The 12,980-nt window shown below is 39.2% G+C and carries 12 protein-coding genes; 8 read left to right on the forward strand and 4 right to left on the reverse strand.

The genetic code is table 11. From position 1 onward, the window contains the following. Nucleotide 1: 1 nt before the first annotated feature. Nucleotides 2-1,741: a DUF3466 family protein gene (locus MTN97_RS05080; protein ID WP_054201006.1), complete on the forward strand. Its 1,740-nt coding sequence runs from the start codon at nucleotides 2-4 to the stop codon at nucleotides 1,739-1,741. A 92-nt stretch (nucleotides 1,742-1,833) separates the two neighbouring features. On the opposite strand, the gene MTN97_RS05085 is transcribed toward MTN97_RS05080, so the two are convergent. After that, the gene (locus MTN97_RS05085; RefSeq protein WP_248473827.1) at nucleotides 1,834-2,340 is read right to left on the reverse strand and encodes a DUF2062 domain-containing protein; all 507 of its coding nucleotides are present in this window, start codon (nucleotides 2,338-2,340) and stop codon (nucleotides 1,834-1,836) included. On the opposite strand from MTN97_RS05085, the gene MTN97_RS05090 reads away from it, so the two are divergent. Genes MTN97_RS05090 through tcdA form a run of 7 tightly spaced genes read left to right on the forward strand, consistent with a single transcriptional unit; the run spans nucleotide 2,320 to nucleotide 9,781 of the window. After that, nucleotides 2,320-4,587 carry a DNA internalization-related competence protein ComEC/Rec2 gene (locus MTN97_RS05090; protein WP_193049180.1) on the forward strand — a complete coding sequence of 756 codons (2,268 nt, stop codon included), beginning with the start codon at nucleotides 2,320-2,322 and terminating at the stop codon, nucleotides 4,585-4,587. The two genes, MTN97_RS05085 and MTN97_RS05090, sit on opposite strands and share 21 nt — an antisense overlap. Before the next feature lie 60 nt (nucleotides 4,588-4,647). Beyond that, complete coding sequence (gene msbA / locus MTN97_RS05095) at nucleotides 4,648-6,393, forward strand: lipid A export permease/ATP-binding protein MsbA (RefSeq protein ID WP_041709516.1); 1,746 nt, start codon at nucleotides 4,648-4,650, stop codon at nucleotides 6,391-6,393. Continuing rightward, on the forward strand, nucleotides 6,390-7,370 hold the full coding sequence (lpxK, locus tag MTN97_RS05100) for a tetraacyldisaccharide 4'-kinase (protein WP_248473828.1): 981 nt from the start codon (nucleotides 6,390-6,392) through the stop codon (nucleotides 7,368-7,370). The genes msbA and lpxK overlap by 4 nt, the downstream gene beginning before the upstream one ends. Continuing rightward, nucleotides 7,360-7,557 (forward strand): Trm112 family protein, encoded by a 198-nt coding sequence (locus tag MTN97_RS05105; protein ID WP_010390133.1) that lies wholly within the window; start codon nucleotides 7,360-7,362, stop codon nucleotides 7,555-7,557. Before lpxK ends, MTN97_RS05105 begins: the two co-directional genes overlap by 11 nt. Then, nucleotides 7,545-8,306: a 3-deoxy-manno-octulosonate cytidylyltransferase gene (gene kdsB / locus MTN97_RS05110; RefSeq protein ID WP_109874597.1), complete on the forward strand. Its 762-nt coding sequence runs from the start codon at nucleotides 7,545-7,547 to the stop codon at nucleotides 8,304-8,306. The genes MTN97_RS05105 and kdsB overlap by 13 nt, the downstream gene beginning before the upstream one ends. Continuing rightward, entirely contained in the window at nucleotides 8,303-8,983 is a 681-nt protein-coding gene (locus MTN97_RS05115; RefSeq protein ID WP_248473829.1) for a TIGR01621 family pseudouridine synthase, read from the forward strand. Before kdsB ends, MTN97_RS05115 begins: the two co-directional genes overlap by 4 nt. Then, nucleotides 8,984-9,781: a tRNA cyclic N6-threonylcarbamoyladenosine(37) synthase TcdA gene (gene tcdA, locus MTN97_RS05120; protein ID WP_193049176.1), complete on the forward strand. Its 798-nt coding sequence runs from the start codon at nucleotides 8,984-8,986 to the stop codon at nucleotides 9,779-9,781. Between the two features lie 35 nt (nucleotides 9,782-9,816). Here tcdA and MTN97_RS05125 read toward each other — a convergent pair whose 3' ends face one another. The 3 genes from MTN97_RS05125 to MTN97_RS05135 all read right to left on the reverse strand — a co-directional run bounded on the left by MTN97_RS05125 (nucleotide 9,817) and on the right by MTN97_RS05135 (nucleotide 12,871). Beyond that, a complete protein-coding gene (locus MTN97_RS05125) occupies nucleotides 9,817-10,233 on the reverse strand; it encodes a SufE family protein (RefSeq protein ID WP_193049175.1) in 417 nt (138 codons plus the stop codon). A gap of 12 nt (nucleotides 10,234-10,245) precedes the next feature. Further along, nucleotides 10,246-11,472 carry a SufS family cysteine desulfurase gene (locus tag MTN97_RS05130; RefSeq protein ID WP_193049174.1) on the reverse strand — a complete coding sequence of 409 codons (1,227 nt, stop codon included), beginning with the start codon at nucleotides 11,470-11,472 and terminating at the stop codon, nucleotides 10,246-10,248. Between the two features lie 112 nt (nucleotides 11,473-11,584). Further along, entirely contained in the window at nucleotides 11,585-12,871 is a 1,287-nt protein-coding gene (locus tag MTN97_RS05135; protein WP_013465014.1) for a citrate synthase, read from the reverse strand. Nucleotides 12,872-12,980 lie beyond the last annotated feature (109 nt).

Here is a 12,980-nt window from a genome sequence, read left to right on the forward strand (position 1 = left end):
AATGAAATATAAATTACTCGCGGCCAGTGTTTTAGCCACACTGAGTACATCAGCATTAAGTGCAACGTACCAGTTAACCGAATTAGGTGACTTTGAAGCTGCCAAACATACTTATGTTACTGATGTGAGTGAAAACGGCCATATTATAGGTCAAGCTAACGGATTGTTTAACCTACCTATTGATATTAGTTATATCGACTTTACAGATAATATAATAAAGAGTGCATACGACACCGAAGTTAAAAGGTTTGAAAACATTGATAAAGAAATAACCTTTACCCTCGATGATATAGAAAATAATGATGCTGTTTACACTAATGCTGACGCACATACTTTTATGGTTGGCTTTCTATCTTCTCGGTCTGAAGATTTTGAATATCAAAAAATCAGTTCGCTTATTGCTACAAGCTATAATAACGGTTTAATAACTGAGCAGTCTCTTTTCGATGAATCTTCACTTGATTATGATGGGCTAACTCGATCAGTAAGTAACTTTTATACAGGTGTAGCGCAAGACGGTACTACGGTTGGTTGGGGAAGTGCAGCATTTGATAAAGTGAGCTTTACACCAGATGGCGAAACTGATGAAGAAACGTGGTTTACTCGTGAGTTTATAGAGCGCGGAATTTTAATCTCTGCTGGTGGTGTTGAAGTGCCGCTTTTACCAGAATTTACTGAACACGGTGGGACTAGTAAAGCATCTGATATTGTTGCCACTGACACTGGTTACATTGTTGTTGGTAATGTATCGGTCAGTATTCCTGCTGAGAGACAAACCACAATTACAGACAATTGTGATGGCCTTGATGAGCCAGTTATGGCTTGTATCGAGTTAATTAATTCTCGAAATACGCGAGGTGTGTTTAATAAAACAGCGGTTAAATGGACTCTAGACAGCACTTATAATGTGACTTCAACAGAGTTGCTAGGTTTAGCGCTTACTCCGGAAGAAGATGAAGACAGAACTCCATTTAATAGTATTGCATTAGCTGTGAATAGTAATGGTATTGCTGTAGGGTCTTCAGATACCCGAGATATTGACAACGATAATAGAATCTACAGTATGCCAACTTATTTTAAAGACGGTGAGGTAGTTGACTTTATAAACCAGCAAGATGATTGGGAAGGAGGTAAAGCATTTGCAATCAATGATAATGACATTATTGCAGGTTATGCTACTAAACGCATTGAAGGCTCTTTAAGAAACAAACTCTTTTACCACGATATAAATACAAACACGACGGTGTTTCCTGAAGATTATTTTATTAGCTCAAGCTCATATGCAAATGATATTAATAATCAAGGTTATATTGTAGGCGAAGGTGATGTTGGTGATACAGCGAGTACAAGGCGTTCAGAAGCGTTTATTTATAAAATTGGTGATGACAAAATCACTAATCTAAATAATCTACTACCATGTTTTGACAGTGATGGTGAAACTAGCTTTAGTTATAAAATGGTAGAGGCGAAATCAATCAACGAAAATAATGAAGTATTTGGTGTGGCAACTAAAACGGTTGAAAAATTAGACTCACTAGGTGAGGTCATAACCGACATAAATGGTAACATTCAATATGAAAGTGTTGCTGTTGCAGTAAAACTTTCACCGATTGCTAATGGTGAAGTTGAAAATTGTAAAGCCCCAGATGCAGAGTTTTATGAACGTAGCTCAGCCAGCTTCTCATGGTTTGGTTTATTACTGCTACCTTTAGTTGGATTAAGACGCGTTTTTCGTTTCTAAGTACTGTTATTCGTTTATAAAAAAACCAACTTGTTAAGTTGGTTTTTTTTTGTCTATAGTAATATTAACAGAAGTACTTGATGAAGTAGTCGCTAGTTATTTCTAGATATCCAAGCTTTTCTTACTGAGCGACGCCAAATTAAATCAATACCAAAATAGCCAATAACACTGGCAATAGATGCGCACACAAACGAACCCACTAAAAAAGCAGGGCCAATGGTAGTAAGGCTTTCTATAAACCACGCCCAACTAGCCTCAAACGCAAAATGCTGCTCAGGTTGATTTAGTACTAATGTACCAACCAAGTATGAGCCGTAAAAAATAGGTGGCATTGTAAGTGGGTTGGTGATCCACACCAAAGCAACAGAAATAGGCAAATTAACTCTTAAGATTATGGCTGCGGCAGCTGCTAGCACCATTTGAAAAGGAACAGGGATGAATGCAAAAAAAAGTCCAACGGCAAAGGCACCGCGTGCTGAGCGTCGATTTAAATGCCAAAGGTTAGCATCATGTAAAAGACGACCAAATATCCTTAGTGATTTGTGATGTCTAATTTTATTTGGATCAGGTAAAAACCGTTGGATCGTTTTTTTAGCCATTTAAAGCAACCATTTACGTCTGTGTGGATGAGTCTTGGGTTTGTTATCGGTGTCGTTATTACCGTATTTTATTATCAAACCCTTGAGTTTACAGTTATCACAATTTCAATCCTTATTGTGAGCACGTATTTTAAGCCGTTTTTAACTGTATTGTTAGGCTTAATTTGCGGTATTTGCTGTGTAGCCGCACATTTTATCTTGTTTTATTCATTTGAGTTACCTGAACAGCACAAAAAATATGCTTATTCTGTCGGTGTGGTGGTCGAAGAGGTTATCTCTGCTACGCCTCCCCAATATATAAAAGCTAAAATAACCCATTTAGAAGATAGTGAATATAGTCACTTTAGGGCACCTTATGCCTTATTAAGTATCAATTTTGCACAACCAATTAAATCTGGTGATACTTTTAATGCCCAAGTGAGACTGAATAATTATAGAACTATTAAAAATTTTACTGTTTTTGATAATCAGCTTTATGCTTTTACACAAAAGATAGCCTTTAAAGGTACAGTGCTCAATAAGCAGCTTAATATTAAAAGCTCTCAAAAAAATAATACCGTGTCAGCTTATAGAGCCTATGTAAAAAAGCTGGTAAATAATGCTGAGCTTAAATGGCTATATTATACACTTTTAACCGGCGATAAGTCATTGATGACATTCGAGCAAAAGCGGTTAATGCAGAGTCTTGGGTTAAGTCACTTATTAGCCATTTCTGGGTTGCATATCTCTTTAGTGTTTGGTTTTTGTTATTTTGTTACACGTTTTTGTCTTAAGTTGGTTAAACCTGAACTAAATCAAGGCATAAATGTTTCTATTGTTTATAGCGCTGTCGGCTTTGTAGTGGCATTCATATATGTTTACTTGAGTGATTTTATCATCTCCGCAACTCGCGCTTTAATTATGCTGGGTTGTTATTTGTTGCTTTATTACTTGGCAAAGCAATCATTGAGATGGCGCAGTATTTTATATTCGTTGGTTATTATTTTAGCGGTTAATCCATTTAGTGTACTAAATCCAGGTCTTTACTTTTCGTTTTTAGCGGTATGTATTATTTTTATGGTTTTAAAGCAGTTTCCACTTCGGGGTCACTCACTACTGGCCAATATGCGAACATTATTTATTATTCAACTGGGATTATTTATTGGCTTATTACCCCTGTCATTATACTTTTTCAATGGCGTGAGTTTAGTGGGTTTAGTTTTAAATCTTGTGGCTATTCCCATTTTATCTTTTGTATTAATGCCTGCTTTATTTTTAAGCGTGTTGGTGGGGTTATTAACCGATTGGCATGCATTTATTGTGTTATATGATTTTCCACTGACCAACTTGTATCAAATGTTGCAGGCAATACCTCAGCAGATACGTTGGCTTAATGTAGGACAGGTAAGTATAACCACCGTGGTGCTGCTTTATAGTGTTGTACCCTTACTTTATTTTATTGAGCTTCGCTTACTAGCCTGCATTCCGATTTTGACTTTGCTTTTTAACTATTACTTCACGCAAACCAGCCTTTGGCAGTTAAACGTATTTGATGTAGGCCACGGTTTAATGGTACTGATAGAAAAAGATAAACATGCGTTTATTTATGATTTTGGCCCGAGTTATTTTAATCGCTTTAGTCGTGTCACTAGTGTTTTACTACCCTATATTAATGCTCATAACCTAACAGTAACTAACTCGATTGTAAGCCATCAAGATAACGACCATGCAGGAGGCGTTGCGCACTTTAAAAAAGCCGGTTATGCATGGAGCTTTGATTATTTTCATCCAAGTGGTGTATATAAAGACTGCATAGCGACAAAAATAGACTTTCAAGGCTTGAGTATTCAAACCTTTTCAAAAGATGAGTTTAATAACCGTAATGATAATTCCTGTGTTGTTAAAGTCTCAAGCGCAAACCATAGTGTGCTTCTCACTGGTGATATATCAAAGGCGAGGGAGTCTAAATTAATTAAACAAGGGCATGATTTACAAAGTACCGTTTTGTTAAGTCCTCATCACGGCAGTGATAGCTCTTCCAGTGTCGAGTTTATCGAGGCCGTAAACCCAACACTTGTGATTCATTCAAGTGCGTATCAAGGCCAGTGGCAATTTCCAAGTAAAGCGGTAGTTAAGCGTTACAATAAAATAAACGCCAAACAATATAGCACCGGTGATGTAGGACAAATTCGGGTTGATTTTTATGCTAAACACTTAGAGCTGAGTACCGCAAGAGGGGCGGAAAGTTATTGGTTTATCAAAGATTGACGTTTTGTTTTGCTGTTGCTAAGGATACAATAGGGGCTGTTACTGGTTTTAGAGAGTGTTATGGAACAAAGTACTACACAAATATATAAACGGCTTGTTTCTTACGTTGGCGCTTATAAGTCGATTGCCATCGTCGCGATTATAGGAATGATAGGTTATTCAGGTATGGATGCATTATTCATTCAACTGATGAAGCCGTTTATCGATGAAGGTTTAAACGAGCGTAACAGCCAGGTACTTACTTATGCGCCATTTGTGGTTATTGCGCTGGTTATCGGGCGAGGCGTATTTAACTTTATGTCATCTTACTGTTTAAGCTATGTAGGCTCACAAGTCGTGAGGGCGCTGCGCCAAGAATTGTTTGAACACATTTTACATTTACCGGTGTCCTTTCACGATAAAAACTCAACCGGCGATTTGATTTCTAAAATTACCTTTGACACCGAGCAAGTTCAACAAGCAATCACCAAAGCACTGCTTATTGTTGTGCGTGAAGGCGCTTTTGTGGTGTTTTTACTCGCTGTGATGTTTTATACCAGTTGGCAGTTGTCGTTAATCTTTTTAGTTATTATCCCGCTTGTGGCTATCATAGTAGCTGTGGTGTCTAAACGCTTTCGTCATATCTCGAAAAATATTCAGTCAGCGATGGGACAAGTTACCCGTAGTTCAGAGCAAATGCTCAGTGGTCACAAAGTGATCCATGGCTTTGGTGGGCAAACACAAGAAATTGATCAATTTTCTAAAATTAATAATCATAACCGCCAACAACGTATCAAGATGGATGCGACTAAAGCGCTGAGTGTCTCTATTATTCAAATTTTGGCTGCTAGTGCTATGGCTGTTATTTTATGGGTTGTGTCGATGCCCTCTATGATAGACAGCATTAGCTCTGGGGATTTTGTCGTACTCATCTCCTCGATGATGATGCTACTGCGCCCATTAAAGCAACTTGCCAATGTAAACAGTGATCTACAGCGAGGTATTTCAGCTGCTCAGAGTGTTTTTTTAGTGTTAGATGAAGAAATTGAAAAAGACACGGGCACCTTTTCGGTTGATAAGGTAAAAGGGCATATTGAGGTGAAAAATGTGACCTTTAAATACCCAACCAAGGATGAAGCCGTGCTTAACGATTTATCACTGAACATAAAAGCCGGTGAGAGTATTGCCCTTGTTGGCCGCTCTGGCTCGGGTAAATCGACTATTTCTAACTTGTTACCCCGATATTATGACTTAGAAGCGCCAAGCGAAATTTTACTCGATGGCATTGCTCTTAATGAATATAAGCTTACTGATCTTCGCCGTCAATTTGCGTTAGTGTCGCAACAAGTGGTGCTTTTTAATGACACGATTGCCAATAATATTTGTTATGGTTTACAACGCGAAATCTCTATCGAAGAGCTTCATGACGTTGCAAAACAAGCCCATGTGTGGGAGTTTGTAAAAGACTTACCTGAGCAACTTAACACTATGGTTGGCGAGAATGGGGTAATGCTTTCAGGCGGGCAACGTCAACGTATTGCGATTGCCCGTGCTATTTTAAAAGACGCGCCTATTTTAATTTTAGATGAAGCGACCTCGGCCTTGGATACTGAGTCTGAAAAGCTTATCCAACATGCTCTTGATATATTAATGAAAGATAAAACCTCCATTGTTATCGCTCATAGGCTATCGACTATTGAAAATAGTGACCGTATCTATGTGATTGATAACGGTAAAGTGATAGAAAGTGGTACGCATACTGAATTACTGACTAACGATGGTACCTACTCAGCTCTTTGTAAAATGCAGTTTGGTGAGCAGGGGTGAATAAAATAGAGCAAAGCTGGTACAAACCTTTTAGCTTAATTACCTTATTGTTATTACCACTGTCCGCTATTTTTGGCTGTGTTGCTCTAGTGCGCAAATACTGCTACGAAGTGGGTGTTTTTAAGCCATTTGTTAGTAATACTCCAGTAATTGTTGTTGGCAATATAAGTGTTGGCGGCAATGGTAAGACTCCATTTGTATTGTGGCTACATGATTACTTAACCACTCAAGGCTTATCTGTTGGTTTAATTAGTCGCGGCTATGGTGGGCAAGCAGCCCATTACCCATTATTAGTAACTGCCAATACGACGACTTTAGAAGCAGGGGATGAGCCGGTACTTTTATTTAACCGTTTACAATGTCCGTTAGTTGTGGGGCCAAATAGACAGAAGAATATAGAAATGCTCAATCATCAGTTTCAGCTTGATGTAATTATTTCTGATGATGGCATGCAACACTACAAAATGGCACGCAGTATTGAATGTTGTATTGTTGATAGCGAAAGAAAATTTGGTAATGGTTTTTTAATGCCAGCAGGACCACTTCGCGAAACGGTTTCTCGTTTAAACAGTGTTGATTTAGTCATTGAAAATGGTTCTGAACATGAATTTAGCTATCGCTTGCAGCCATCAATTATTAAACGTGTTGCTGATAATACTGAGATAACAACGGCTATAGAAACAGCGCATGCTGTAAGTGCAATCGGTAACCCTCAGCGCTTTGAAGCATCATTAAAAGCACAAGGTATAGCGTTGTTATCAACACATCATTTTCGCGACCATTATGCTTATACCGCCAATGACTTTGCTCAATTTGGTGAGGACTGTGTATTAATGACAGAAAAAGATGCGGTTAAGTGTCGTGACTTTGCCAAGCCAAATTGGTATTACTTGCCGGTTGACGCTCAACCAACTGCAGCAGTAATAAACACATTAAATTTATTATTAAAAGAAAAAGGGATCCACCATGGCCTTTGATACAAAATTACTCGAAATTATTGCTTGCCCTGTGTGTAAAGGTAAGTTGCGCTTTGATAAAGAAAACCAAGAGCTGATCAGCACAGCAGCAAAACTAGCTTACCCGGTACGTGATGATATTCCGGTACTACTTGAAAATGAAGCCCGTGAATTGACTCTTGAAGAGGTAGAAAAGTGGAATTCGTAGTTGTTATCCCTGCGCGTTACGCTTCTACTCGTTTGCCAGGTAAACCACTCGCTGATATTTGTGGCAAACCAATGATACAGCATGTGTATGAAAAAGCCTGTTTGTCAGGAGCCAGCAAGGTGGTTATTGCTACCGACCATCAAAGAGTATTTGATGCTGCTAAACGTTTTACTAGTAATGTTTTGATGACGCGTGAGGATCACCAATCAGGCACAGAGCGCTTAGCCGAAGTAGTGGATTTACTTAATTTAGCCGATGATACTATCGTGGTAAATGTACAAGGTGATGAACCTTTGCTGTCGCCTGATAACGTATCACAAGTGGCAACATTATTAGCGCAATCAACGGCACCAATGGCAACCTTAAGCGTTGCTATTGAAGAGCGTGATGAAGTGTTTAATCCTAATGCGGTTAAAGTGGTCAGTGATATCAATAAAAATGCTTTGTACTTTTCAAGAGCGAGTATCCCATTTGATAGAAGCGCCATGATGGCTGAGCAGCAACCACTTAATTTAGCGCCTTTTCAACGCCATGTGGGTATTTACGCGTATCGCGCAGGGTTTATAAAGCAATATATTGAATTAAGTGTTTCGCCATTAGAACTTCTTGAGTCGTTAGAGCAGTTACGTGTGCTATACCATGGTTATGCAATTAAAATAGAACAAGCTTTAGTGACCCCTCATGCAGGAGTAGATACACCAGAGGATTTAGCTAAAGTGGTTGCCCATATTCAAAGTAAAAGCGCGTGAATAAACCACAAACGCCTATATTAAAAGTGCAATATACGCATGATGATTTTTACATCATAAATAAACCGCAAGGGCTTAATTTTCATTCTGAAGAAGGCCCCGGTTTTGTGGTAAGTGCTGAACAGCAGTTAAATGAAAAACTATTTGCGGTACACCGTTTAGATAAGGTAACTTCGGGCTTGATTATACTCACGCGAAGCAAAGCGGCAGCAGCAGAATTTACGCAATTATTTACTCAGCATGCGATTAATAAATTTTATCTAGCGGTTAGTGATACCAAGCCTAAAAAAAAGCAAGGCTGGGTTAAAGGTGACATGGCAAAATCTCGCCGTGGCACGTATAAATTATTAAACTCACAGAGTAACCCCGCTATTACGCGTTTTTATTCGTTTAGCTTTAAAAGCGGTTTTAGAGCTTACTTATTGAAACCATATTCAGGAAAAACTCACCAGCTTAGGGTGGCATTAAAGAGTATAGGTGCCGCTATATTAGGCGATGCTAGTTATTCTGGGAGTGCCGCTGATCGCACCTATTTGCATGCATTTGCGCTGGACTTTGAGTGGGCTGGGGAACAAATACAACACACTCTGTTGCCAGAGTGTGGAGTGGAATATGCGCAATTAATAAAACATCAAGATTTTGATTCTTGGCAAACGCCTTGGAAATTGGATTGGTAAATGAGTGAACAAGTAACTGATATCCGCTTTGGTGGTATTAAACGACTATATGGTCAACAGCAATTTGAATGGTTACAACAGGCACATTTCTGTGTTGTTGGTATAGGTGGCGTAGGCAGCTGGACTGCAGAAGCATTAGCGCGCACCGGCGTGGGCAAAATTACTCTAATAGATTTAGATGATATATGCGCAACCAATGTTAATCGTCAAATTCATGCGTTAACAGGCACTATTGGGGAAGCAAAAGTGGATGCCATGAAGGCACGCTGCGAGCTTATCAACCCTGAGTGTGTGGTTAATGTGATTGACGATTTTATAACACTAGATAATATTCAAGAGCATATTCAAGGTTTTGATTATGTTGTTGACTGCATTGATGCGGTAAAAGAAAAAGCGGCGTTAATCGCGCACTGTAAGCGTAATAAAATGCCTATAATTACCACGGGCGGTGCAGGTGGGCAAACTGATCCAAGTCAAATTACATTTGGAGATGTGGCAAAAACGACTCAAGATCCATTGCTTGCAAAGGTGCGCTATATTTTGCGTAAGCAGTATAATTTCAGCTCTAATCCAAAACGTAAATTTAATATTGACTGTGTGTATTCAACGGAGCAGCTTGTTTATCCTGGCAGTGATGGCAGTGTGTGCCATGCGAAACAAAATGCAGATGGCAGTATGAATATGGATTGTAATAATGGCTTTGGTTCGGTGACGATGATCACCGGTAGTTTTGGTTTTTTTGTTGCCGCTAAAGCAGTAAGAAAATATTTAGATAAGCGAACACGCTTGAACATTTAATTACAGATTACACATCATATTGTTAAAAAAAGCGCTTAACGCGCTTTTTGTTTAGCTAAAGTTTGTATTTTTTCCACCATGGCGTTTATCCCATTGCCGCGAGAAGCGCTTAAGTGGCTAATTAAGCCAAGCTTTTCAAATTCTTCATAGGCATTAATGTTTAACACCTCTTCAGGTGTCAAACCGTTATACAGCGCTAAAATTAACGCTAATAATCCTTTTACTATTCGCGTATCAGAATCACCAATCACAACCAATGCATTTTCTGTCAAATCAAACTCAACAAACATCCATACTTTACTTTCACAGCCTTGGACTAGCGCATCATCTGTTTTTAGTATATCGGCTAACGGCGGTAGTGTTTTGCCAAGTAACATAATTTCACGATACTTCTGTTGCCAGCTTGTACTGTGTTCAATTTTTTTACTTACCAGTTGGTATGTGAGTGTCATTATTTATCCAATTTAGTCTAATAAAGCGATGCATTCTTTGAGCGCAGTAATAAAATGGTCTACATCTTTGGTCGTATTATAAAATGCAAAACTTGCTCTTAGTGAGCCATTTAGTTGCAAATGAGTCATTAATGGCTGCGCACAATGATGACCACTTCGTACTGCAATACCATAACCGTCAAGTAAAGTTGCCAGATCATACGGATGTTCATTTTTATAATTAAAGCATAATGTACCAATGTTCGATTTTAGGTCGCTATAGATGCAAATACCATCTATTTCCATCAGTGCGTTTGCTGCATAAATAAACACCTGCTGTTCATACTCTTTTAATTCTTGCTGATTGAGCACCATTAAATACTCAAGTGCCGCACCAAAGCCTAAAACACCGGCTATATTTGGGGTTCCTGCTTCAAATTTAGCGGGAGCGTCACGATAAGTGCTTTGCGTTAGGGTCACTTTTTCAATCATTTCACCGCCTGTTTGGTAAGGCGATAATGCATTAAGTGCGCTGTAGCGGCCATATAAACCGCCTAATCCAGTTGGCCCCAGCATTTTGTGAGCTGAAAACACGTAGAAATCACAATTAAGCTTGATTAAATTAGGTCTTAAATGAAGGGCGCCTTGTGCGCCGTCGACTAAAGTTAACGCATCTACTGCCTTCGCAGCGGTTATCAGCGGAGTTAAATCGGTAATATTGCCCAGCGCATTAGAGGCTTGTGTAATAGCTAGCAGCGCAGGCTTTGTGAGTTTAATCACGTCACAGCACTGGCTAATATCAAAGGTGGCATCGTCATTGAGTGGCAGCACTTTTAACGTTGCACCAGTGTATGCCGCGAGTTCTTGCCATGGCACAATATTCGCGTGGTGTTCGATTGGGCTAATTAAAATGGTGTCGTCAGTTGTTAGTGTATTTCTTAGGCCATGTGCAATTAAGTTAATCGCCTCAGTAGCGCCTTTTGTCCAGACAATTTCATTACCGCTTACCTGAAAGTAATCAGCAACGCGTTGACGTACTTGCTCATAAGCCGCTGTAGCTTGCTCACTCAGCGTATGACGACCACGGTGAACATTTGCATTCTGTGAAGTGTAAAACTGTGTGGTGGCGTCAATCACACATTGTGGCTTTTGTGTTGTTGCAGCCGAGTCTAAATAAACCAAAGGATTGCCATTGATTGTCTGATTTAGAGTAGGGAAATCATTACGGATTTTTTTAGGATCAAACGAGGACACAGACATAGGCTCATAAAGTTAATCAATTCGGGCAGGAATTGTAATCTGTTTAAGATAATTCTCAAGTAGCAGGTAATAAAAAAGGCCGCAGAGGCGGCCTTTTAAACTAACTTAATGCTTAGCGCTTGTCAGTTGCTTTATAATCACGGTGTGTTTCACCTGTGTAAAGCTGACGTGGACGGCTGATCTTGTGGCCAGGTTGAGAAAGCATCTCGTCCCAGTGTGAGATCCAACCTACAGTACGTGCCATTGCAAAAATTACAGTGAACATACTTGTAGGAATACCAATCGCTTTTAAGATAATACCTGAGTAGAAATCTACGTTAGGGTAAAGTTTCTTCTCAACAAAGTACGGGTCTTCAAGTGCAATTTGCTCAAGTTTCATTGCAATATCAAGCAATGGATCTTGAATATTAAGCTCTGCTAAAACTTCATGACATGTTTGACGCATTACTGTTGCGCGTGGGTCGAAGTTTTTGTAAACACGGTGACCAAAGCCCATAAGACGGAAAGGGTCCGCTTTATCTTTTGCTTTTGCTACATATTCGTCGATGCGATCAACTGAACCAATTTCTTCTAACATGTTTAAACATGCTTCGTTAGCGCCGCCGTGAGCAGGGCCCCAAAGTGATGCAATACCCGCAGCAATACATGCATAAGGGTTAGCACCAGAAGAACCAGCTAAACGAACAGTTGACGTTGAAGCATTCTGTTCGTGGTCAGCATGAAGCATAAAGATTTTATCCATTGCTTTAGCTGTTACTGGGTTCACTTTGTATTCTTCAGCAGGTACAGAGAACATCATGTGTAAGAAGTTTTCTGCATAGCTTAAATCATTGCGTGGATATACAAACGGTTGACCGATGTTTGTTTTGTATGCCATTGCCGCAATTGTTGGTAATTTAGCAACTAATTTAATAGCGCTTGTCTTACGTTGAACTGCATCAGTGATATCAAGATCTTCATGGTAAAAAGAAGATAATGCACCAACCACACCACATAGCATTGCCATTGGGTGTGCATCAAAACGGAAACCTTGGAAGAAATTTGCGATTTTTTCATCTAGCATTGTGCTACGAGTGATTTTTGTAGCGAAATCATCGTATTGCTCTTTAGTTGGTAACTCACCGTTTAATAGTAAGTAACATAACTCAACGTAGTTAGAGCTCTCTGCTAACTGCTCGATCGGGTAACCACGGTGTAATAAAACACCTTTACCACCATCGATGTAAGTGATGGTAGATTCACAAGAACCAGTCGACATGAAACCTGGGTCATAAGTAAAGTGACCATGTGAGCCGAGTGTACGTACATCAATTACATCTTGGCCAGCAGTACCTTGATAAATTGGAAGTTCGATTGGATCTAGCCCATCAATATGGACTGTGGCTTTCTTATCTGCCATCTATGTATCTCCTATTAAGATAACTATTCTGATTTTTATATTCTAAAATCTATTCTAAGCACATCTTTACATTTTAACGTGAAAGAGGGGTATAAAGTCAATTTTTATA

Source organism: Pseudoalteromonas sp. 2CM36K, from assembly GCF_023161865.1.
Classification (GTDB): Bacteria; Pseudomonadota; Gammaproteobacteria; order Enterobacterales; family Alteromonadaceae; genus Pseudoalteromonas; species Pseudoalteromonas tetraodonis.

Excerpts from the sequence above, each read along its gene's own strand:
- msbA (WP_041709516.1), top strand. The coding sequence starts at position 4,648 with ATGGAACAAAGTACTACACAAATATATAAACGGCTTGTTTCTTACGTT.
- MTN97_RS05130 (WP_193049174.1), bottom strand. The coding sequence starts at position 11,472 with ATGTCTGTGTCCTCGTTTGATCCTAAAAAAATCCGTAATGATTTCCCT.
- MTN97_RS05135 (WP_013465014.1), bottom strand. The coding sequence starts at position 12,871 with ATGGCAGATAAGAAAGCCACAGTCCATATTGATGGGCTAGATCCAATC.
- MTN97_RS05085 (WP_248473827.1), bottom strand. The coding sequence starts at position 2,340 with ATGGCTAAAAAAACGATCCAACGGTTTTTACCTGATCCAAATAAAATT.
- tcdA (WP_193049176.1), top strand. The coding sequence starts at position 8,984 with ATGAGTGAACAAGTAACTGATATCCGCTTTGGTGGTATTAAACGACTA.
- MTN97_RS05080 (WP_054201006.1), top strand. The coding sequence starts at position 2 with ATGAAATATAAATTACTCGCGGCCAGTGTTTTAGCCACACTGAGTACA.
- MTN97_RS05105 (WP_010390133.1), top strand. The coding sequence starts at position 7,360 with ATGGCCTTTGATACAAAATTACTCGAAATTATTGCTTGCCCTGTGTGT.
- MTN97_RS05125 (WP_193049175.1), bottom strand. The coding sequence starts at position 10,233 with ATGACACTCACATACCAACTGGTAAGTAAAAAAATTGAACACAGTACA.